The sequence below is a fragment of the Ruegeria sp. HKCCA4008 genome (genome assembly GCF_013033125.1).
GTDB lineage: Bacteria > Pseudomonadota > Alphaproteobacteria > Rhodobacterales > Rhodobacteraceae > Ruegeria.
Genome location: NZ_WQDM01000006.1, coordinates 123,448 through 142,758, shown reverse-complemented (window position 1 = coordinate 142,758; position 19,311 = coordinate 123,448). Strand labels below are relative to the sequence as shown.

The window sequence follows — 19,311 nt, the reverse complement described above, 5'->3', positions numbered from 1 at the left end:
CCTTACATCCATCCCCATGAAAGAACTGTTGCGCAGTACCGATCCGACAATCCTGGCCTTTGCATCCGCTCTCCTTGAGGGCGAGGATATAGACTGCTTTCAGATGGACGTAAATATGAGCATCCTCGAAGGTGGTATCGGGATCTTTCCCCGTCGACTGATGGTTCGGTCCGAAGACCTGACCCGTGCCGAGCGTGTGATGCGCGACAACGAAATCCCGCTGGGCCGATGATGCGCTTTGACGACAATGAATTGACGTGCAACGATTTCCTTGGTGGCCGGGTGCGATTGCTGCAACCTGCGTCAGGTTACCGCGCCGGAGTAGACCCTGTTCTGCTTGCCGCATCCGTCCCTGCAAAGGCCGGGCAATCCGTGCTGGAACTGGGATGTGGCGCGGGGGCTGCCATTCTGTGCCTGTCCGCGCGGGTACCGGGGCTGCAAATGGTTGGGATCGAATTGCAACCGGCCTACGCGGAGCTGGCCCGCCGCAATTCTGAAATCAACGGCTGTGATCTGGACGTGATCGAGGCTGACCTGAACGTTTTGCCTGATGACCTCCGACAGCGGCACTTTGATCACGTAATCGCGAACCCGCCCTATTACCGTTCTGGGGCGCATAGCCCCGCCAGCGACACAGGGCGGAGCATTGCCCTGGGTGAAAATACGCCTCTAATTGACTGGATCACCGTGGCGGCCAAACGCCTTGCCCCTCGGGGGTTCCTGCACATGATCCAGAAAGCCGACCGTCTTCCCGATATGCTGACGGCTTGTGAAGGGAAACTGGGTTCAATCGAGGTGCTGCCGCTCAGCGCGCGGGTGGGCCGCGAGGCCGAACTGGTCATCCTGAGCGCCCGCAAAGGGGGACGCGCGGCATTTCGCCTCCATGCGCCTTTGATTCTGCACGCTGGTGAGCGCCACGAAAAAGACGGTGAAAGCTATACCGAGGCGGTCTCAGCCGTGCTTCGACACGCCGCTCCGTTGCCTCGGAACTTGTGCCATCGGCAATGACCAGCCGAATTTGTCGGATTTGTTACAGATTCTGTGCGTCTGCAGCGTGACAGGGTGGAAACGATGTGGTCAAATTCTTACGTGACATACAGACACATGAACAAGGAGGATCGCAATGAGCGTGAGCGCACATCTGACGGAACTGAAGAAAAAGCACGAATCTCTCGGTCTGGAAGTGGAAGAAGCCCAACGCTCGCCAGGTATCGATGATCTCCATATTGCTCAGTTGAAAAAACAGAAGCTCAAGCTGAAAGAAGAGATCGAACGCCTGTCCGCTTAAGTTTTCAGGCTGGCGCGGGCCGCTATCAAGGCCCCGCCAGTGATCAGCAAGGCCGCGATCGCAAGCCCCCAGGACGGGGTCGCGATCCCGGCCACCACCAAAGCAAGTGTCGACAGTAACGGGGCCGCATAGGATGAGGTTCCGAGGATTTGAATGTCGCCTTGCTTGACGCCAATGTCCCAGACGTAGAACGCCAGCCCGACGGGCCCAAGGCCGAGTGCCAGCACCGACGCCCAGCCCAGTGCCGTATCGGGCAGTACAGTGTCTTCCACCGCCAGATGCAGCAGACCCGAAGCCGATGCAGCCGCAAGGCAGAAAATTGCGACGGAACTGGTCGGCGTGCCCTCTAATCTGCGTGATAGAACGGAATAGCCCGACCATGTCAGTGCGCACAGCAATGCCAATGCGTATCCAGGCAGGTATTGGGCCTGAAAGCCCGCGCCGCCACCCCCGGCAATGATGACAGCGGCCCCTGCGAATCCAAGGCAGGCCCCGATCAGGTGGCCGATACGCAGATGTTCACCCGGAAGCAGGCCCGACAGAAGCACAATGAGCAGAGGCCAGAGATAGGCGATCAGCCCGGCCTCGGCAGCCGGCGCCATGCGCAAGGCAGAAAAATACAGCGCGTGATAGCCAAACAGGCCCAATGCGCCAAACAGGTAGGTTGTCCAAGGAACTTGCTTTAGATCGCTCAGACCACCTGTCGCCGTCGCCCAGACAAGCCCAAGCGCTCCACCAATCGAAAAGCAGATCGTGTTCAGCAGCAGGGGCGGCGTGGGCGCCGACCCGACAGTGAACAACGCCAGCAAGGCCCATAGCAAGACAGCCACGAAGCCGATGGCCGTTGCGCGCATTTTGGTCATGGGCGGGAAACCTCTTCAATCGGTATGATTTTGAACTCATCCGATATATGCGCGGTTTTTTCAATCTCGGTCAGGAACCAATCGCGAAACGCCGCGATCTGAGGTTTCTTTTCAGCCCCCGGCAGGCACAGAAACCGGAACCGGCCTTGTGTTTCCAGGGCCACCTTGAACGGTGCAACCAGGCGGCCTTCGGTCAGGTCCTTGAGAATCATGGCGCGTCGCCCCAGTGCCACGCCGACGCCGGCAACAGCGGCATCAATCGCGTGATCAGCATTGGAAAAATGCGCACCGTGGGTCGGAATGAAATCCATTCCGACAGCACGGAACCAAGCGGGCCAATCGCAAGGCGGGGTCAGAAAGCTGATCGAATCGTCATGGATCAGCGGGGCCTCTTCAAGGCTTTCCGGCGTGGTGAATTGTTCCGCAAGTTCGGGGGTCATGACAGGGGTCAGCCATTCCTTTCTGACGGGAACGGAATACAGCCCGTCATCGGCCGAATTCCCGAAGCGGATGGCGACGTCTACGTCGTCCCGCTCCAGATCCATGTTGCGCAGCGTGGCCGAGAATTTCAGATCGATCTCGGGATGCGCCCGAGCAAATTCGTAAAGCCGCGGCGCCAGCCACTTGGCGGTCAAAGCTGGGCCCGCGGTGACGGTCAGGCTTGTGTCATCTTCCTGTCTGCGCACCGCGCGCCATGCGGCTTGCAAGGTGGCAAACCCTTCTGCCGCACCGGGCGCCAGGGCACGGCCCGCCTCGGTCAGTTCTACGGCGCGGTTCAGACGACGAAACAGCGGCCGGCCAAGGTGTTCTTCAAGCGACTTGATCTGAAAGGACAGGGCGGCTGGCGTCACATGCAGCTCTTCCGCCGCCTTCGAAAAAGACATGTGCCGGGCTGCGGCGTCAAAAGCACGCAACGCGGTCAGCGGAGGCAGATAGTCACTCATAGTGAAGAAAAACTTAACTGAAGTCTCAAGAAAGCTCGTTTGTCGTGTTTGTTTTTAGCAGCCATATTCACATCAGGTCAAATAAAACTGATTTGAAAAGGAGACTGCCATGATCGAGATGACGACGAATCCCGCCGCCCAGATGGCGATCCTGCGTGCCCACCAAGAGCGCAGCAGGGTGGTCTGGCAGTTTTGGGGATGGATATTCGGTTCCCGCTGATCGCAGCGCGCGCGTTCTTACGGGATCAGAAAGGGCCGGCCCAAAAGGACCGGCCCGTTTTTTGTTCACAAGTCTGGATCAGACGAAGAATTGCGCACCGTTGGCCGAGATCGTCGAACCGTTGATGAACTGCGAATCGTCCGATGCCAGGAAGACCACGCAGCGGGCGATTTCCTCCGGCTCACCCAAACGGCCGGCCGGGATCTGGCCAATGATGGACTCGCGCACCTTCTCAGGCACTGCCATGACCATTTCGGTTGCGATATAGCCGGGGCAGATCGCGTTGGCAGTGATCCCCGCCCGCGCGCCTTCCTGCGCCAGGGATTTCACGATGCCCAGGTCGCCTGCCTTGGTCGCTGCATAGTTCACCTGAGCGAACTGGCCTTTCTGACCGTTGATCGAGCTGATGACGATGACACGGCCGAACTTGCGCTCGCGCATGCCGGGCCAGATTGGGTGCACGGTGTTGAACACGCCAGTCAGGTTGGTGTCGATCACGTCTTTCCACTGATCCGGCGTCATTTTGTGGAACGGTGCATCGCGGGTGATGCCTGCATTGGCGACGACCACATCGATGGGGCCAACCTCAGCTTCAACCTTTTCGATGCCCGCTTTGGATTCGTTATAATCCGCGACGTTCCACTTGTAGGTCTTGATCCCGGTTTCTTCGGTGAATTTTGCGGCTGCTTCGTCGTTTCCTGCATAGGTGGCCGCAACGTTATATCCTTCGGCTTTTAGCGCCTTGGAAATTGCTGCGCCAATGCCGCGGGAACCGCCGGTTACGAGTGCTGTTCGTGCCATTTATGACTCCTTCAATTTTAGTCGTCTTAGTAATGCTGTTACTCTGAGAGATGGTTGTGCGCAATATTGTTTCGTTTTGAATCTCGGTTTCCGGGCGGCAATATCGTCGCATCCAAGGGTTAGAACCTCAATGTAACAAAAAAAGGCGCCCACTGGGCGCCTAATTCTATTTGATTGTCAAAGCGCTTAGTCGCGCTCCACACAAAGGGCAACGCCCATGCCACCGCCGATGCACAAGGTTGCCAGACCCTTTTTCGCATCGCGTCGCTTCATTTCGAACAACAGGGTGTTCAAAACACGGCACCCCGAAGCACCGATCGGATGGCCGATGGCAATGGCGCCGCCGTTTACGTTCACGATCGACGGATCCCAGCCCATATCCTTGTTCACCGCGCAAGCCTGCGCGGCAAAGGCTTCGTTGGCCTCGACCAGGTCCAGATCGTCTACCGACCAGCCTGCTTTTTCCAGTGCCTTGCGCGATGCGTAGATCGGGCCGACGCCCATGATCGAAGGGTCCAGACCGGCGGTCGCATAGGACGCGATGCGCGCCAGAGGTTCGATTCCCCGCTTTTCAGCGTTTTCGGCTGACATCAGCAGCGTCGCGGCCGCGCCGTCGTTCAATCCCGAGGCATTGGCAGCTGTGACCGAACCGTCCTTGGTGAAGGCCGGACGCAGTTTGGCCATGGCCTCCATGGTTGCGCCATGACGAATGTATTCGTCCTTGTCCATCACGATGTCGCCCTTGCGGGTCTTGATGGTGAAGGGCACGATTTCGTCTGCGAACTTGCCGGCCTTTTGGGCTGCTTCGGCCTTGTTCTGCGAAGCAACGGCGAATTCATCCTGCATCTCGCGGCTAATCTGCCATTTCTCTGCAACATTCTCGGCAGTCTGACCCATGTGATAGCCGTTGAAAGCATCCCACAAGCCATCGCGGATCATCGTGTCGATATACTTCATGTCGCCCATCTTGTGACCGGCGCGCAGCGCGGCGGCGTGGGGTGACAGCGTCATGTTTTCCTGACCACCAGCAGCGACGATTTCCGCGTCTCCCAGCTGAATATGCTGGGCGCCCAAAGCAACGGCGCGCAGGCCCGAGCCACAAACCTGATTGATGCCCCATGCGGCGCTTTCCTGTGGCAGGCCGGCATTGATATGCGCCTGTCGCGCGGGATTCTGGCCTTGGGCGGCAGTCAGAACCTGACCCATAATGGTTTCGCTGACTTCGCCTTTTTCCACTCCGGCGCGCTCGACAACTGCTTCCAGAACGGCAGCGCCCAGATCATGGGCAGGTGTGTTCGCAAACGAACCACTGAAGCTGCCAACACCTGTGCGTGCGGCGGATGCGATTACTACGTTGGTCATATGATCAGTCCTTTACCGTCATGGGCCAGCGGAATTTCTGACGGCGCAGGTCGAAAGGTGTCCTTTCGAAACAAGAGCGCCCCGTGATCCCCCGCTCAAGTACTCTTGCAATAGCGTAACGCTGCACATGCAGCAACGGGCAGCTTGTCTCAGTGTCGGAAATGGTAGGAAAATGTCGATGAACAGGCAATCAACTTCCTGTTTTTGATCTGTTTTCCTGCTTCCAGGGTTCCACGACACTGGGTGCGCCATACAAGAATCCTTGCAGGCAATCCACGCCACTTGCCACCAAGAAAGCGGCATCCTCCTGCGTTTCAACCGATTCGGCCGTAACCAGAATTTCAAATTCACGGGCCACTGCAATCAGGGCCCGCACCAAAGTCTGGTTGTCGGTATCGTTGCTGATGCCCCGAACGAACTGTCCATCGATTTTGGCTGCGTCGAACAGAAACTCGCGAAAATGCCGAAAGCTGAAATTGCTGGCGCCAAAGTCATCCAGCGCAAAAGCGATGCCGCGATCCTGCAAGCGGTCCATGAAGTCGACAACCAGCTCGGGCACCTGCATGGCCGAGCTTTCGGAGATTTCGAGGATCAAGCGTTCGCCCAATCCGGCATCTCGTTTCAGGAATCTGTCCAGTATTCTGGACCAGTTGGAATAACCGATCGAGCGCGCAGACATGTTGATCGACAGGCGTATTTCCGGGTTCCTCGCCAATGTGCGCAACCCAAGCTCCAGCGCGACGCAGTCCAGATCGCGGCCGATAGGAGTATTTTCGACCTGAGGCATGAATTCGCGCGCCGGGATGACGCGGCCGGTCTCGTCCAGAACCCGAATGAACCCTTCGTAAAACGCGACTCGGTACGGGGCGTGCGCCTGAATCACCGGCTGAAAAGCCAGTTTGCATTGCTTATGCTTCACGGCATCGGCTGCCATCTGCAAAACCGAACGATCCCGCGTCGAAACGGCCGCATTCAACGGGCTGTCCGACCCCTCAGGCAGATTTGCCAGTTTTCTGTTTCCCATAAGTTCGGATTCCCATGTGTCCAGGACAGGTGTCCGGTCACAGTCTCGGGGCAAAGAGATGAATCTGCGGTTAAGGGTTCGGAAAAATTTCCGTCTCGCGGGCTCAGCGGGTGGATTGCCACGCGCGCGCTAAAGAAGCTGCCGCGCCAAGTATCGCGCCCATCGCACCTAGGGCCATCATTGCAAAACCCAACGCGATCAGGGCTGCAACGGCGCCCCCAAGGGCTGCAAGCATGGCCATCAAAAGGCCGAACAGGCCGAAAAAGGTTGAAATGGTTGCCAAACGATTCATACCGACCCTCGCTCACTCAATACACGGCGCCTGTCGACCGATATGGCGCTGAATGACCGAGATTCAAGGCACAAGAAGGGTTCAGCCGGCCGTTTCAGGCCTGTTCTGCTTGTCCGCGGGGCAGTTTTTTGTCCAGATGCTCAAAACCGGGCGTTCCGCGGTCTTCCGGGTGGCGTGCCAGATGCTTGGCCTTGATCTGTTCCGAACTGTCCCGGCTGCCGTCATGGCTGTACCCAGGCGGGGCAAAGCAGTAGGCCAGCCGCTGTTTCAGGGTCAGACCCGGCTGGGTCGCGTCGCGCCAGATGGCCACCCATTCGTGAAAGGCCACCCGCAGGGGATTGAAAGTGCCGATATTGTGCACCAGGCCATAGTCCACCCGGTCGTCCTCCTGCTCGGGGACGAAGGTGCCGAACAGCTTGTCCCATATGATGAACACCCCGGCATAGTTGCAATCGAGATAGCGCGCGTTGCGGCCGTGATGGGCGCGGTGGTGACTGGGCGTGTTCATTACCGCCTCGAACCAGCGGGGCATCTTGCCGATGGCCTCGGTGTGAATCCAGAACTGATAGATAAGATTGAGGCCACCGACGAACAAAACCATCGCAGGATGGAACCCGAGCAGGATCAGCGGGGCGCGTACGACCATCATGAAAGTGAACGTATAAGTCCAGGTCTGCCGCAGCGCGGTCGTCAGGTTGTAGTGCTGCGAGCTGTGATGGTTTACGTGGCTGGCCCAGACCCAGCGGATGCGATGGCCAAAGCGGTGGACCCAGTAGTAACGCAGATCGTCCAGGACAAAGCACAGGATGATAACCGGAATTGACGTACCCAGGTTCATCGGTGTGATCTGCCACAGCCACATGAAAAACGCATAGGCGATAAAGCCCAGCAAAAAGCCCGATGCGATGTTTCCGGCCCCCATGATCAAAGAGGTCACCGCATCGCGTGTTTCATAACGCCCGCCTTTGCCTTTGACTGCGATCCACAGAAACTCGGCCAGAATTGCTGCGATGAAAAAGGGAACGGCCCATTGTACCGCATCGGGAAAACTCATTTGGTCTGTCATGCGGGCTCCATCAGGTCACGCCAGTGATGGCGTTCGAAATCGTCCAGTCGGATGAGTGTCTTGGGCACCGAGAATTCGTGAAACAGGATCTCAAAGCCTTCCGGATGATCCAGAAGATCATAGTCCATCAGATGCCGGGCCACGGTGTCGGCCCCGAAGGACCAAAGCAACCCATTGCCCGAACTGGTGCGCACCACCGCGGCGTGGCCATCATGGGAAACCGTGACGTCGACCACATCATCGTCCGGAAAGTGACGTGCCCATTGTGATCGTGCAATGTCGGGCGTCAGCATCACCTGCTGCGACCTGCCGGTGAGATGCAATAACAGGGTGACACCAGCTATGCCGCCGACGACCAGCGCCAGTAGAATTTCAAGTGGCATTCCATCCTCCTGAGCGCAGAGTGCAAAGGAGTTGAAACTCTGTCAAAGGTGGCGTTGCGTCAGCTGTTTTCCAGCCGTTCCAGTATCTCGTGTTGCACCACACGTTCGACGAAGGGCACCAGCCCCTCGGGGCCGGATGTACGATCCTTCAGGTGGATGCAGATATCCGGGCGGCGGGCGGCAATAATGCCCACCATTTCACCACGGATCGTGTCGTCAAGCCCCGCGCCCAGGATGGCGCAGGCAATCCGGGGCTCGGCATCCAGCTGTTTCCGAACCTCGTCCGTGTCATGTGCGCCCAGCCACTGAATCGGCAGATGATCCAGTTGCCGTGCAACGTCACCGATCACATTTGGCAACCGTCCGATCAGCAGTACGACGGGTTTCATCATTGCCTCCATTTCCAACAATATGCCTGCCCTGTCCGGCAGGGCAGGAACAGTATATCACGAGATTGAAAGGGGCTGACGCCTTTAGTTGTTGATCGAATAAATGGTTGTTTTGCCCTTGCCTTTTTCGCGGGTCATTCGGGCAGTGGCCCCGTCAATTTCCCAAAGCTGACAATCCGTGCCCAGTGCCTTGCCGTCCAATACTCCGTTTCGGCACCAGAATTTTTTGTTCCAGACCCAGGTTCCGCTGAACTTTTTCCCACTTTTGAGTTTGGCTGAAATCGTGCCATCAGCATTCGCGACAAAAACATTGCCTTGTTCGTCGGTCAGCTTTTTCCCAACAATATCGGAATTGAACTGCTTTGCGGTCTTGATCCGTTTGTAGTCCGCGTGTGCGGCGCCAGCGATTGCCAATGTGCCTGCAACAGCAAGGAATAAAATCGTATGTTTCATAAAAAACCTCCCACTCTTAATGCGTGGGAGGGTACCATAATTCCGCAAATTTTTCTAAATGCGTTAACTTTCGGCGCCAACAAGCGTCGAAATGATCGCCTTCGCACTGTCCGAGTTCCATTCGGCGTCGCCGATCAGCCGGGCGATTTCCTGCCCTTCGGGGTTCAGGATGACCGTGATCGGCAAGGCGATGACGCCGAACTCACGGGCAGCAGCCGAACTGGGGTCCTGGTGACGGGGCAGGTTGGCGATGCCGTTCTCTGCAAAGAACTTTTTGATGCCGGCTGGCGAGTTGCGGCCCGTGGCCAGTGTCAGAACCTGAAACTTGTCGCCGCCGAACTCTTCCTGAAGTTCAGCGATCTGAGGCATCTCTTTGCGGCAAGGCGCACACCAGGTGGCCCAGAAATTCAGCAGCACATACTTGCCCTCATAATCGGCAAGCGTGCCGACGCCGCCGTCATCTTCCAGCTGGAATTCGATTGATTTGGCGGGTTTCGGTTCCTTGTGCAGGATCAGACGTTTCAGGCTGTCTTCCCGCAGAGGGGCCAGCGTCTCGGCATCGGTCGCCAAGGCGGCATTTGCACCCAGCGCAAGGGCCATATAAAGGGGGATCAAACGAAATAGGCGCATATCAACTCCGGGTTTTCTTACATGACCGATCAATCCTCGAACCAGATGTGGGGCGGCCGCTTTGCCGCCGGTCCAGACGCGATCATGGAGGCAATCAACGCCTCGATCGGGTTCGATCAGCGGATGGCAGCCCAGGACATCGCAGGCTCGCGCGCCCATGCGGCCATGCTGGCAGCCACAGGCGTCATAAGTGATAGTGATGCCGAAGCCATTCGGGAAGGGCTGCTCACCGTTTTGTCAGAAATCCAGAACGGAGAGTTCCAGTTCTCGACCGCGCTGGAAGACATCCACATGAATGTCGAGGCCCGTCTGAAAAAGATCATCGGAGAGCCCGCAGGCCGTTTGCACACAGGCCGGTCACGCAATGACCAGGTCGCAACCGATTTCAAACTCTGGGTTCGTGATCAGCTGGACGCGGCGGAATCCGGTCTGCTGGCCCTGATCCGCGCGCTTTTGGCGCAGGCCGAGGCCGGGGCCGATTGGGTCATGCCGGGCTTTACCCACCTGCAAACGGCGCAGCCGGTGACATGGGGCCATCACATGATGGCCTATGTCGAGATGTTCGGCCGTGATCTGTCCCGCGTTCGTGACGCCCGCGCCCGGATGAACGAATCGCCACTGGGTGCTGCGGCGCTGGCCGGAACGTCCTTTCCCATCGACCGCCATATGACGGCCGAGGCGCTGGGCTTTGACCGGCCTGCCGCCAACTCGCTGGACGCCGTCAGCGACCGTGACTTCGCGCTGGAGTTCCTGTCCGTGGCCTCGATCTGCGCGGTGCACCTGTCGCGCTTTGCCGAGGAACTGGTGATCTGGTCTTCGGCGCAGTTCCGCTTTGTCACCCTGTCGGATCGGTTCTCGACCGGATCGTCGATCATGCCGCAGAAGAAAAACCCCGATGCGGCAGAGCTGATCCGCGCCAAGGTGGGCCGGATCTTTGGCGCCAACACGGCGCTGATGATGGTGATGAAGGGCCTGCCGCTGGCCTATTCCAAGGACATGCAGGAAGACAAGGAACAGGTTTTTGACGCCGCCGACAACTGGATGCTGGCGCTGGCGGCGATGGAAGGCATGGTCAAGGACATGACCGCCAACCGCGACAGCCTGGCCGCCGCCGCCGGTTCGGGCTTCTCCACCGCGACCGATCTGGCCGACTGGCTGGTGCGGGTGCTGGGCCTGCCCTTCCGCGACGCGCATCATGTTACCGGATCGCTGGTGGCCATGGCCGAGAAGAAGGGCTGCGACCTGCCCGATCTGACGCTGGACGACATGCAATCGGTCCATGCCGAGATCACAAATGACGTCTACTCTGTCCTTGGTGTCGAAAATTCTGTAAACTCACGTCAGTCCTATGGTGGCACGGCCCCGGATCAGGTGCGTGCTCAGGTTGAACGATGGAAGGCAATGGTGTGATGACCGTGCTGCGCGCGATCCTGATTGCAGGCTCCGGCCTAATACTGGCCGGATGCGGAGCCGACGGTGAACCCGTTCAGCCTGCGCCCGCTCAGCCAACTGTCAGTGCAACCGTCGGCGTCGGCTCTGGTGGAGCGTATGTAGGCGGTGGCGTAGGTCTGAGCCGTGGCCCGCTGGGGATTTACCTGGGATTCTAAGCCACTTTGATATTGCGCATCGGTTTTATATCCACCAACGTGAGGTGGCATGTCGGTGCGAATGCCATCCAAAGAAAAGATACTGAAATGAGAACACTAGGACTGTTTCTGGTATTTGCGGCTTTGACGGCTTGCGAACCTACATCGGCAAGACGCCCGGAACCTGCGGCAGAGCCCAAGCAATCGGGCACCGGAGTTTCGATCTCGGGCTATGGCCGGGTTGGAGTTTCGACCCGAAATTAAACTTGGTCGATGGGTTCGGAATCCATTGATTCGAAGCCATCTTCTGGTCTAAGCGCGCAGACATGGATCATTTTCTCTACCGCGACGGCGCGCTTTTCGCCGAGGATGTCCCTGTCTCCGAAATCGCTGCCGCGGTCGGAACGCCGTTCTATGTCTATTCCACCGCAACCTTGCTGCGGCATTTTCAACTGTTCGACGATGCGCTTGACGGCACGGACCACCTTGTCTGCTATGCGATGAAAGCGGCCAGCAATCAGGCGATCCTGAAAACTCTGGCACAGGCGGGCGCGGGGATGGACGTGGTCTCGGGCGGGGAATACCTGCGCGCCAAGGCGGCGGGCGTTCTCGGCGACAAGATCGTGTTCTCCGGCGTGGGCAAAACGGCGGATGAGATTCGTACCGCGCTGACCGGCGGCATCCGTCAGTTCAACGTCGAATCCGAGCCCGAGATGGAAGTGATCAACGCCGTTGCACTGGAATTGGGTGTGGTTGCTCCGATCACGGTCCGGGTGAATCCGGATGTTGATGCCAAGACCCACGCCAAGATCGCGACCGGCAAGTCCGAGAACAAATTTGGAATTCCAATATCCCGCGCCTCGGACGTCTATGCGCATGCGGCCAGCCTGCCGGGACTGGAGGTGATCGGCATCGACGTCCATATCGGCTCGCAGCTGACGGAACTCGAACCATTCGAGCTGGCCTATACGAAAGTGGCCGAACTGACCGAGCAGTTGCGGGCTGAAGGCCACAACATCCGCCGTCTTGACCTGGGCGGTGGATTGGGCATCCCCTATACCCGCTCGAATGACGCGCCGCCGCTGCCGGTGGAATATGGCGCTTTGATCAAGAAAACACTGGGCCATCTGGGCTGTGAGATCGAGATCGAGCCGGGCCGCCTGATCGCAGGCAATGCGGGGCTGATGGTCAGCAAGGTGATCTATGTGAAGTCGGGCGAAGGCCGTGATTTCCTGATTGTCGACGGCGCCATGAATGATCTGATCCGCCCGGCGATGTACGAAGCGCATCATGATATCGTCGCGGTGCAGGAACCGGCGGCAGGCGTGGAACAGCAAGCCTATGACATCGTGGGCCCGGTTTGCGAATCCGGTGACACTTTTGCCAAACAACGCAACATGCCGCCGCTGAAATCGGGTGACCTGATCGCCTTCCGCAGCGCGGGTGCCTACGGTGCGGTGATGGCCAGCGAGTACAATACCCGCCCGCTGATCCCCGAGGTTCTGGTCAATGGTGATCAATTTGCAGTCATTCGTGAACGACCAAGCTTTGACGAAATCATAAACCGCGATACCATACCTTCATGGCTTTGACGCGATGACCGCGCGGGCCTAACCCCGGAGGCCCGTCTTGTCCGACCGTTCAAACCTGCCCATTCCGCGCCTGTCCGTGTGGCTGACTCATGTCGGCATGGTGGCAGAACAGGTGTTGCGCGCGTTCTGGCCGGCTTTCTCGATCGTACTTGTTCTGCTTGCGGCTTTGATGCTGGGGCTTCAAGACGTTGTTTCCGTGGAAATCGTCTGGGCAGTTGGCGCGCTGTCCCTGGGATTGTTTTTGACGGCCGCGGTGCTGGGCCTGAGGGGGCTCAAGTTGCCCTCGCGCGCCGACGTTTTGGTGCGGCTGGATGAGACCTTGCCGGGACGCCCAATTCAGGCCTTGATGGATGATCAGGCCATCGGTGCGGCCGATCGGGATTCCGTGGCGCTGTGGCAAGCCCACAAAGCCCGGATGGCGCAACGGGTCGCGACGGCCGGGGCCGTGAAGCCAGATCTTCGGCTGGCCTCGCGAGATCCTTATGCACTGCGCTACGCGGCGTTGCTGGCTTTTGTCGTGGCGCTGGTTTTCGGCTCGTTGTGGCGCGTGGGGTCGGTGGCGGACATGGCCCCGGGCACTGCCGCCGCCGGGCAGGGGCCGACTTGGGAAGGATGGGTCGAACCCCCGCGCTATACGGGCCTTCCAACGCTGTATCTTGCGGACCAAACGGATGCAGAGCTTGCCGTTCCCAAAGGCAGTCGCGTTACCTTGCGGCTTTATGGTGAGGTTGGCGCACATAGCCTGACGGAAAACAGCTCGGCCCTGGGGGCCGAGGCGGCGACCGACCCCGAGCAGGAGTTCGTGGCAGAACGCTCTGGCCAGTTGCGCATCGACGGGCCAGCGGGGCGGGAATGGGCCCTTGAGATCATTGACGACACGGCACCGCAGATCGCCGTGGCCGGATCGGCTGAGGCCGAAGCGGGCGGGCAGATGAAGCTGCCATTCGTCGCAGGAGATGACTATGGTGTGGTTTCAGGCTCTGCCCTGATCGAACTGGATCTGGCTGCCGTTGACCGCCGCTATGGTCTGGCGGCAGAGCCCGAGCCACGCGAAGCGATCGCGGTTGAACTGCCTATGCCGATCACCGGCGATCGGGCGGATTTTGCAGAAGATCTGATCGAGGATTTCTCGCAACACCCATGGGCGCATTTGCCGGTCCGGATCACCTTGATGGCCACGGACGCGGCGGATCAGCAATCGTCTTCCGAACCTTATGTGACCGACCTTCCGGCCCGTCGGTTCTTTGATCCGCTGGCCGCTGCGGTGATTGAACAACGGCGCGATCTGCTGTGGTCGCGGTCCAATGCGTCTCGGATCGCGCAACTGCTGCGGGCTGTATCGCATCTGCCAGAGGACCTGTTTCGTTCGGAAACTGCCTATTTGCGTCTGAGGGTCGTGCTGCGGCGGCTTGAGACCTTTGATCAATACGGGCTGAAACCCGAACAGCAGGCAGAGATCGCCCAGGCCCTCTGGGATCTTGCCGTGTTGATCGAGGACGGCACGCTTGCGGATGCGCTGGAACGGATGCGGCGTGCGCAGGAACGCTTGACCGAAGCAATGAAGAACGGCGCCAGCGACGAGGAAATCGCGGAACTGATGCAGGAATTGCGCGAAGCGACGCAGGATTACCTCCAACAGCTGCAACGGTTGGCTCAGCCAAACGGCGAAGATGGCGAGCGTCAGCAGGGCCAGAACGGCGAGTCCCTGCAAATGACGCAGGATGATCTGCAACGCATGATGGACCGCATTCAGGAACTCATGGAACAGGGCCGGATGGCCGAAGCCCAGCAGGCGCTGGAAGAGTTCCAGCAGATGATGGAAAACATGCGTGTGACTCAGGGCCAGGGCGGAGGGCAGCAGTCCGAAGGTCAGCAGGCCATGGAAGGTCTTGCGGAAACCCTGCGTGAACAACAAGGGCTGAGCGATCAGGCTTTCCGTGATTTGCAGGAACAGTTCAATCCGGGCGCTCAATCCGGTGAAAGCCAGGGCAATGAGGGGCGCAATGGCGGGCAAGGCCGGGGGCAAAGCCACGAAGGTCAGGGCGGTCAGGGGGAAGGCTCGGATCAGGCCGGCGAAGGCCAGCAGGGTCAAGGCTCACTTGCGGATCGGCAGCAAGCGCTGAGAGATGAGCTGAGCCGCCAGCAGCAGGGGTTGCCCGGTGCCGGTACGCCCGAAGGCGACGCCGCGCGCGAGGCGCTGGATCGGGCCGGGCGCGCCATGGACGAGGCGGAACAGGCCCTGCGTGGGGATGATCTGGCCGAAGCCATCGACCGGCAATCCGAGGCCATGGAAGCCCTGCGCGAAGGGATGCGTTCGCTGGGTGAGGCGATGGCGCAGAACCAGCAGAATCAGCCGGGTCAGGGAACGCAGGATGGCGACATGCAAGCCAACAACCGCGATCCGCTGGGCCGAAACCCGGGTGCCGCCGGTTCGATTTCAACAGATGAGAATTTGCTGCAAGGCGAAGACGTGTATCGCCGGGCGCGGGAACTGCTGGATGAAATTCGACGCAGAACCGGGGAATCGGACCGCCCCCAGATCGAGCTGGAATACCTGAAACGTTTGTTGGAGCGGTTCTAGACCTCAGTTCTGGGCACCGGATCCAGCCTGTGCTTCAAGCCAGATGCGCGCCTGATCTACAAGCGACACGTATGAGCTGAGCAACGGGTCGGCCTGAGGGACTGCTTCGCTGATCTGTTGGGCATTTCCATAGATCAGATACAGAACCACGCCGATGATCAGCATCAACGCGAAACCGCGTAGGAATCCGCCCGATTTGCGGGGTGGCTGCGGGACCTCTTCCGGCTCATCTGATCGCAGGGTCGAATTGATGGCTTCGACATCCGGCAGCGCGTCTTTCTGCCCGGCATCGACAGCGGTTTCCGAAGCCGAAGGCCGCTTGGGGCGCACCTTGGGTTCTGGCGGCGTATCCAGCCCCAGATCGGGTTGACTTTCGAGGCTGCTGCCTTCCTGCGCCCGCAATTCCGCTTCGCGGGCAGCTTCCTCTCTCAGAATGCTGGCGACGGACGGATCGACATTCCCGGTGGGCGCGGCGGGTTCATCAACTTCTGGCTTGTCTTCGGATACCGCTTCTTCAACAGGTTCCGGTTCAACGTCCTGCTGAGCGTCGACCACGTCGGGCGATGCGTCATCCTGTTCAGGGGTTTCCGCTTTTTCGTCCGGTGCCTCTGCGGCTTCGGCAGGGTGCTTCGCTTGGAACCAGGTCTGATCGCAATTGGAACACTGTACGTCGCGGCCTTCCTCGGGGATGACCTCGTCAGGAACCTCGTACTGCGCGCTGCAATTCGGACATGTAAGACGCATGCTGCCTCCTCGGCCGGGCGAAGGGCCGATAATAGTTTTTTCAGGAATGATATTCGGTTAAGACCCAACAGCAAAGAGCGTTTTCGGTTTCGCGGGTCAAGTGTCACCAATTGGACTCGGTAGAGCCATTGAAACCATCACCATGCTCGGGCAAGAAGAGCGGCAAAATAACGGGGGCACGTGTGATCGAGCTGGAAAATGTCAGCTACACCTATGGTGGCGGCGAATTGCTGAGTGATGTCTCGGTACAATTGCAGCCGGGTTCGTTTCACTTTCTGACCGGGCCTTCCGGGGCGGGCAAGACCACGTTGCTCAAGCTGTGCTATGGTGCCCTGCTGCCGAGCTCGGGGCGGTTGAGCGTGTTTGATCAGGATATTTCAACGCTTGATCGCGACCAGCTGGCCGTATTGCGTCGCCGCGTTGGTGTCGTGCATCAGGATTGTCAGTTCCTTGACCACATGACGCTTGCCGAAAACGTCGCGTTGCCGCTGATGGTGTCCGGGCGTTCGGAAACATCCGAGCAGGAAAACCTGACCGAGCTGCTCAGCTGGGTGGGTCTTGGCGCCAGGCTCGAAGCGCTCCCGCCTGAACTGTCCGGCGGCGAGCGGCAAAGGGCCGCTCTGGCGCGTGCCGTCATATTGTCGCCTGACGTGGTTTTGGCGGATGAGCCGACAGGCAATGTTGACTGGGAAATGTCGCAACGGCTGCTGCGTCTTCTGATCGAACTGAACAGGATGGGCAAAACCGTCCTGATCGCCACCCATGATCTGAGCCTGATCCGCGCGGCCAAAAGCCAGGTACAGGCCCGTGTCTTGCGTATTTCGCAGCGCAAGCTGCAACTGGCGGGGGCGGATCTATGATCAGTCCTGACCTCAGAAATCTGTTGCGCGGTGACAAACGGGCAGACCGGGTTGTTCCCCCAACGGGATACACGGCACACCTGACTCTGTTCGTCGCGGGTGCGATGGCGTTTCTTGCGGTATTCGCCCTGGCCCTGTCTCTGGCGTCGGGGCGCATTGCGGATCGCTGGGCCTCGGAACTGGCCGGAGCTGCAACCCTGCGCATCAACGCGCCAGCGGAACAGCGTGCAGCCCAGACCGAGGCGGCGCTTACCGTTCTGGGCCAGACGCCTGGCGTGGCCTCGGCCCGTGCTTTGACGCAGGAAGAGCAGGCGGCGTTGCTTGCCCCTTGGTTCGGGCCGGATCTGCCGCTGGATACGTTGCCCGTGCCGCAGCTTATCGAGATCATTGAAACCGAACCGGGCATCGACGTGGCTGGGTTGCGATTGCGACTGGGGGCCGAGGTGCCGGGCGCCGTACTGGATGATCACACGCGGTGGCGGGAGCCTTTGGTTGATGCGGCGATGTCCCTGCGTCGTCTGGGGTGGATTTCGATCCTGCTGATCGGCGGTGCGACCGCGGCCATGATTACTCTTGCCGCCAACGCGTCGCTTGCTGCAAATGCCCAGATCATCGAAGTGCTGCGCCTGGTCGGTGCACGCGATGGGTTCATAGCGGGCGCATTCGTAAGGCGGTTTACATATCGCGCATTCTTTGGGGCATCGGTCGGTACATTGCTGGGCATGACCGGTGTTCTGATGCTGCCCGAAGCATCGGAATCGGGTGGTTTTCTGGCTGGCGTCGGCTTTCAGGGCAAAGACTGGGCGTTGCCGGTTCTTATTCCGATCCTTGGTGCCATGGTCGCGTTTTTTGCCATCTGGGCTGCGGCCCGACGCAAATTGAAGGAGCTTTCCTGATGTTGATGGCTGTTCAATGGGTTCGGTCATTGATCTTCATGATCGTGATCTACGCCTGGATGCTGATCCTTGGCATTGTCTTTCTGCCCTATGCACTGTTTTCCAAGGCTGGCGCCCTGAAGGCGTGCAAGACCTACGCGCGCAGCACGATGTGGCTGGCTCGTTGGATGGTTGGCATTCGGTGTGAAGTGCGGGGTACGGTCCCAACGAACGAAGTGGTCATAGCCGCAAAACACCAGTCTTTTCTTGATATCATCATAATTTTTGATGCCATTCCACACGGCAAGTTCATCATGAAGCGCGAGCTTTTGTTTACGCCCGTCATTGGAATGTATGCGCGGCGACTTGGCTGTATTCCGGTCAATCGCGGCAAGCGCGGTGCCGCCGTGACCAAGATGGTCAAGGATGTGTCGAAAGAGTTTTCGGAACCCGGACAGCTTGTGATCTACCCGCAAGGGACACGTGTGGCGCCCGGTGCGAAGAAACCTTACAAGGTTGGAACAGCCGTTCTATACGAAGGGCTCGGCTTTCCCTGCGTTCCGGTCGCGACGAATGCCGGCGTCTTCTGGCCCCGAACGGGTGTCATGCGCAAACCGGGCCTTGCGATCGTCGATTTCCTCGACCCAATCGAGCCGGGTGTTGGCCGGGACGACTTCCTTGCCCGGCTGGAAGACGTGATAGAAACACGTTCCAACGAGTTGATGCTGGAAGTGGGGTTTGATCCGGATGGAGCACATTCGTGACATTGAAACGCTTGAATCTTTGTATGGTCGGCCCGGTGCTGCGTCCTTGCGAAAGGTCGTTCATCAACTGACGCCTCTCTATCGCAAGTGGATCTTTGCATCGCGCCTCTGTGTGCTCAGCACGGTTGGCCCTGAAGGTGTGGATGGCAGCCCTCGGGGCGATGATGGCCCGGTGGTGAAAGAGCTGGATGCGAATACGCTGGCTCTGCCGGATTGGCGCGGCAACAACCGTCTGGACAGTTTGCGCAATATCGTGCGCGATCCACGTGTTTCGCTGATGTTTCTTGTTCCGGGGTCCAACAACGTCGTTCGGGTGAACGGGTTGGCGCGGGTAACGGCGGATGAGACCCTGCGGCATCAATTCGAGAAGGCCGGCAAACGCCCAGCGACCGTGGTCGTCGTTGAAATCGCCGAGATATACAGCCAATGTGCCCGTGCTCTGATCCGGGCGCGTATCTGGTCAAGCGGTGATGATAGCGGCGATCTTCCCACGATAGGCCAGCTTCTGTCCGAGGCATCAGACGGCGTGGAAGGCGGCGCGCAGTATGACGAGGAATGGCCTGCACGCGCCGCAAAAACGATGTGGTAGATGTG

At 59.1% G+C, this 19,311-nt stretch carries 24 protein-coding genes; 12 read left to right on the top strand and 12 right to left on the bottom strand.

Going from position 1 to position 19,311, the window contains the following annotated elements; all coding sequences use genetic code 11:
* The first annotated feature begins 16 nt into the window (after nucleotides 1-16).
* The 3 genes from GOW60_RS14400 to GOW60_RS14390 all read left to right on the top strand — a co-directional run bounded on the left by GOW60_RS14400 (nucleotide 17) and on the right by GOW60_RS14390 (nucleotide 1,288).
* Nucleotides 17-232 carry a DUF2007 domain-containing protein gene (locus GOW60_RS14400; RefSeq protein ID WP_152456800.1) on the top strand — a complete coding sequence of 72 codons (216 nt, stop codon included), beginning with the start codon at nucleotides 17-19 and terminating at the stop codon, nucleotides 230-232.
* On the top strand, nucleotides 229-1,008 hold the full coding sequence (locus tag GOW60_RS14395) for a tRNA1(Val) (adenine(37)-N6)-methyltransferase (RefSeq protein ID WP_171229806.1): 780 nt from the start codon (nucleotides 229-231) through the stop codon (nucleotides 1,006-1,008). Before GOW60_RS14400 ends, GOW60_RS14395 begins: the two co-directional genes overlap by 4 nt.
* Nucleotides 1,009-1,123: 115 nt before the next feature.
* A complete protein-coding gene (locus GOW60_RS14390; protein WP_170346328.1) occupies nucleotides 1,124-1,288 on the top strand; it encodes a YdcH family protein in 165 nt (54 codons plus the stop codon).
* Here GOW60_RS14390 and GOW60_RS14385 read toward each other — a convergent pair.
* The 11 genes from GOW60_RS14385 to GOW60_RS14335 form a co-directional block, all read right to left on the bottom strand.
* Nucleotides 1,285-2,151 (bottom strand): DMT family transporter, encoded by an 867-nt coding sequence (locus tag GOW60_RS14385; protein WP_171229805.1) that lies wholly within the window; start codon nucleotides 2,149-2,151, stop codon nucleotides 1,285-1,287. The two genes, GOW60_RS14390 and GOW60_RS14385, sit on opposite strands and share 4 nt — an antisense overlap.
* The gene (locus GOW60_RS14380; RefSeq protein ID WP_171229804.1) at nucleotides 2,148-3,095 is read right to left on the bottom strand and encodes a transcriptional regulator GcvA; all 948 of its coding nucleotides are present in this window, start codon (nucleotides 3,093-3,095) and stop codon (nucleotides 2,148-2,150) included. Before GOW60_RS14380 ends, GOW60_RS14385 begins: the two co-directional genes overlap by 4 nt.
* 298 nt (nucleotides 3,096-3,393) lie before the next feature.
* Entirely contained in the window at nucleotides 3,394-4,116 is a 723-nt protein-coding gene (phbB, locus tag GOW60_RS14375) for an acetoacetyl-CoA reductase (protein WP_171229803.1), read from the bottom strand.
* 186 nt (nucleotides 4,117-4,302) lie between these two features.
* A complete protein-coding gene (locus GOW60_RS14370; RefSeq protein ID WP_170346332.1) occupies nucleotides 4,303-5,478 on the bottom strand; it encodes an acetyl-CoA C-acetyltransferase in 1,176 nt (391 codons plus the stop codon).
* 190 nt (nucleotides 5,479-5,668) lie between these two features.
* A complete protein-coding gene (locus tag GOW60_RS14365; protein ID WP_171229802.1) occupies nucleotides 5,669-6,502 on the bottom strand; it encodes an EAL domain-containing protein in 834 nt (277 codons plus the stop codon).
* A gap of 103 nt (nucleotides 6,503-6,605) precedes the next feature.
* Nucleotides 6,606-6,794 carry a hypothetical protein gene (locus GOW60_RS14360; protein WP_171119720.1) on the bottom strand — a complete coding sequence of 63 codons (189 nt, stop codon included), beginning with the start codon at nucleotides 6,792-6,794 and terminating at the stop codon, nucleotides 6,606-6,608.
* Between the two features lie 94 nt (nucleotides 6,795-6,888).
* Nucleotides 6,889-7,860 carry a sterol desaturase family protein gene (locus GOW60_RS14355; protein WP_171229801.1) on the bottom strand — a complete coding sequence of 324 codons (972 nt, stop codon included), beginning with the start codon at nucleotides 7,858-7,860 and terminating at the stop codon, nucleotides 6,889-6,891.
* A complete protein-coding gene (locus GOW60_RS14350; RefSeq protein ID WP_171229800.1) occupies nucleotides 7,857-8,243 on the bottom strand; it encodes a hypothetical protein in 387 nt (128 codons plus the stop codon). Before GOW60_RS14350 ends, GOW60_RS14355 begins: the two co-directional genes overlap by 4 nt.
* Before the next feature lie 59 nt (nucleotides 8,244-8,302).
* A complete protein-coding gene (locus tag GOW60_RS14345) occupies nucleotides 8,303-8,632 on the bottom strand; it encodes a hypothetical protein (RefSeq protein ID WP_152456810.1) in 330 nt (109 codons plus the stop codon).
* 84 nt (nucleotides 8,633-8,716) lie between these two features.
* A complete protein-coding gene (locus GOW60_RS14340; RefSeq protein ID WP_152456811.1) occupies nucleotides 8,717-9,085 on the bottom strand; it encodes a hypothetical protein in 369 nt (122 codons plus the stop codon).
* 63 nt (nucleotides 9,086-9,148) lie between these two features.
* Nucleotides 9,149-9,715 (bottom strand): TlpA disulfide reductase family protein, encoded by a 567-nt coding sequence (locus GOW60_RS14335; protein WP_171119716.1) that lies wholly within the window; start codon nucleotides 9,713-9,715, stop codon nucleotides 9,149-9,151.
* 21 nt (nucleotides 9,716-9,736) lie between these two features.
* On the opposite strand from GOW60_RS14335, the gene argH reads away from it, so the two are divergent.
* The 5 genes from argH (at nucleotide 9,737) to GOW60_RS14310 (ending at nucleotide 15,474) form a co-directional block, all read left to right on the top strand.
* Nucleotides 9,737-11,125 (top strand): argininosuccinate lyase, encoded by a 1,389-nt coding sequence (gene argH / locus GOW60_RS14330; protein WP_171229799.1) that lies wholly within the window; start codon nucleotides 9,737-9,739, stop codon nucleotides 11,123-11,125.
* A complete protein-coding gene (locus GOW60_RS14325; RefSeq protein WP_171229798.1) occupies nucleotides 11,125-11,322 on the top strand; it encodes a hypothetical protein in 198 nt (65 codons plus the stop codon). The genes argH and GOW60_RS14325 overlap by 1 nt, the downstream gene beginning before the upstream one ends.
* A gap of 87 nt (nucleotides 11,323-11,409) precedes the next feature.
* Complete coding sequence (locus GOW60_RS14320) at nucleotides 11,410-11,565, top strand: hypothetical protein (protein WP_171229797.1); 156 nt, start codon at nucleotides 11,410-11,412, stop codon at nucleotides 11,563-11,565.
* A 62-nt stretch (nucleotides 11,566-11,627) separates the two neighbouring features.
* Complete coding sequence (gene lysA, locus GOW60_RS14315; RefSeq protein WP_171229796.1) at nucleotides 11,628-12,893, top strand: diaminopimelate decarboxylase; 1,266 nt, start codon at nucleotides 11,628-11,630, stop codon at nucleotides 12,891-12,893.
* A 37-nt stretch (nucleotides 12,894-12,930) separates the two neighbouring features.
* Complete coding sequence (locus tag GOW60_RS14310; protein ID WP_371813365.1) at nucleotides 12,931-15,474, top strand: TIGR02302 family protein; 2,544 nt, start codon at nucleotides 12,931-12,933, stop codon at nucleotides 15,472-15,474.
* 3 nt (nucleotides 15,475-15,477) lie between these two features.
* Here the strand turns inward: GOW60_RS14310 and GOW60_RS14305 are convergent, their stop codons facing one another.
* The gene (locus GOW60_RS14305; protein WP_171229795.1) at nucleotides 15,478-16,218 is read right to left on the bottom strand and encodes a zinc-ribbon domain-containing protein; all 741 of its coding nucleotides are present in this window, start codon (nucleotides 16,216-16,218) and stop codon (nucleotides 15,478-15,480) included.
* A gap of 182 nt (nucleotides 16,219-16,400) precedes the next feature.
* Between GOW60_RS14305 and GOW60_RS14300 the strand changes: the two genes are divergently transcribed.
* Genes GOW60_RS14300 through GOW60_RS14285 form a run of 4 tightly spaced genes read left to right on the top strand, consistent with a single transcriptional unit; the run spans nucleotide 16,401 to nucleotide 19,306 of the window.
* On the top strand, nucleotides 16,401-17,078 hold the full coding sequence (locus GOW60_RS14300) for a cell division ATP-binding protein FtsE (RefSeq protein ID WP_152456816.1): 678 nt from the start codon (nucleotides 16,401-16,403) through the stop codon (nucleotides 17,076-17,078).
* Nucleotides 17,075-17,974 carry an ABC transporter permease gene (locus tag GOW60_RS14295; protein ID WP_171229794.1) on the top strand — a complete coding sequence of 300 codons (900 nt, stop codon included), beginning with the start codon at nucleotides 17,075-17,077 and terminating at the stop codon, nucleotides 17,972-17,974. Before GOW60_RS14300 ends, GOW60_RS14295 begins: the two co-directional genes overlap by 4 nt.
* The gene (locus tag GOW60_RS14290) at nucleotides 17,974-18,717 is read left to right on the top strand and encodes a 1-acyl-sn-glycerol-3-phosphate acyltransferase (RefSeq protein WP_171229793.1); all 744 of its coding nucleotides are present in this window, start codon (nucleotides 17,974-17,976) and stop codon (nucleotides 18,715-18,717) included. The genes GOW60_RS14295 and GOW60_RS14290 overlap by 1 nt, the downstream gene beginning before the upstream one ends.
* On the top strand, nucleotides 18,701-19,306 hold the full coding sequence (locus tag GOW60_RS14285) for a pyridoxamine 5'-phosphate oxidase family protein (protein ID WP_171229792.1): 606 nt from the start codon (nucleotides 18,701-18,703) through the stop codon (nucleotides 19,304-19,306). The genes GOW60_RS14290 and GOW60_RS14285 overlap by 17 nt, the downstream gene beginning before the upstream one ends.
* Nucleotides 19,307-19,311 lie beyond the last annotated feature (5 nt).

Bases quoted from the DNA above. Each gene is read 5' to 3' on its own strand.
- GOW60_RS14400 (WP_152456800.1), top strand. From the start codon at position 17: ATGAAAGAACTGTTGCGCAGTACCGATCCGACAATCCTGGCCTTTGCA.
- GOW60_RS14395 (WP_171229806.1), top strand. From the start codon at position 229: ATGATGCGCTTTGACGACAATGAATTGACGTGCAACGATTTCCTTGGT.
- GOW60_RS14390 (WP_170346328.1), top strand. From the start codon at position 1,124: ATGAGCGTGAGCGCACATCTGACGGAACTGAAGAAAAAGCACGAATCT.
- GOW60_RS14385 (WP_171229805.1), bottom strand. From the start codon at position 2,151: ATGACCAAAATGCGCGCAACGGCCATCGGCTTCGTGGCTGTCTTGCTA.
- GOW60_RS14380 (WP_171229804.1), bottom strand. From the start codon at position 3,095: ATGAGTGACTATCTGCCTCCGCTGACCGCGTTGCGTGCTTTTGACGCC.
- phbB (WP_171229803.1), bottom strand. From the start codon at position 4,116: ATGGCACGAACAGCACTCGTAACCGGCGGTTCCCGCGGCATTGGCGCA.
- GOW60_RS14370 (WP_170346332.1), bottom strand. From the start codon at position 5,478: ATGACCAACGTAGTAATCGCATCCGCCGCACGCACAGGTGTTGGCAGC.
- GOW60_RS14365 (WP_171229802.1), bottom strand. From the start codon at position 6,502: ATGGGAAACAGAAAACTGGCAAATCTGCCTGAGGGGTCGGACAGCCCG.
- GOW60_RS14360 (WP_171119720.1), bottom strand. From the start codon at position 6,794: ATGAATCGTTTGGCAACCATTTCAACCTTTTTCGGCCTGTTCGGCCTT.
- GOW60_RS14355 (WP_171229801.1), bottom strand. From the start codon at position 7,860: ATGACAGACCAAATGAGTTTTCCCGATGCGGTACAATGGGCCGTTCCC.
- GOW60_RS14350 (WP_171229800.1), bottom strand. From the start codon at position 8,243: ATGCCACTTGAAATTCTACTGGCGCTGGTCGTCGGCGGCATAGCTGGT.
- GOW60_RS14345 (WP_152456810.1), bottom strand. From the start codon at position 8,632: ATGAAACCCGTCGTACTGCTGATCGGACGGTTGCCAAATGTGATCGGT.
- GOW60_RS14340 (WP_152456811.1), bottom strand. From the start codon at position 9,085: ATGAAACATACGATTTTATTCCTTGCTGTTGCAGGCACATTGGCAATC.
- GOW60_RS14335 (WP_171119716.1), bottom strand. From the start codon at position 9,715: ATGCGCCTATTTCGTTTGATCCCCCTTTATATGGCCCTTGCGCTGGGT.
- argH (WP_171229799.1), top strand. From the start codon at position 9,737: ATGACCGATCAATCCTCGAACCAGATGTGGGGCGGCCGCTTTGCCGCC.
- GOW60_RS14325 (WP_171229798.1), top strand. From the start codon at position 11,125: ATGACCGTGCTGCGCGCGATCCTGATTGCAGGCTCCGGCCTAATACTG.
- GOW60_RS14320 (WP_171229797.1), top strand. From the start codon at position 11,410: ATGAGAACACTAGGACTGTTTCTGGTATTTGCGGCTTTGACGGCTTGC.
- lysA (WP_171229796.1), top strand. From the start codon at position 11,628: ATGGATCATTTTCTCTACCGCGACGGCGCGCTTTTCGCCGAGGATGTC.
- GOW60_RS14305 (WP_171229795.1), bottom strand. From the start codon at position 16,218: ATGCGTCTTACATGTCCGAATTGCAGCGCGCAGTACGAGGTTCCTGAC.
- GOW60_RS14295 (WP_171229794.1), top strand. From the start codon at position 17,075: ATGATCAGTCCTGACCTCAGAAATCTGTTGCGCGGTGACAAACGGGCA.
- GOW60_RS14290 (WP_171229793.1), top strand. From the start codon at position 17,974: ATGTTGATGGCTGTTCAATGGGTTCGGTCATTGATCTTCATGATCGTG.
- GOW60_RS14285 (WP_171229792.1), top strand. From the start codon at position 18,701: ATGGAGCACATTCGTGACATTGAAACGCTTGAATCTTTGTATGGTCGG.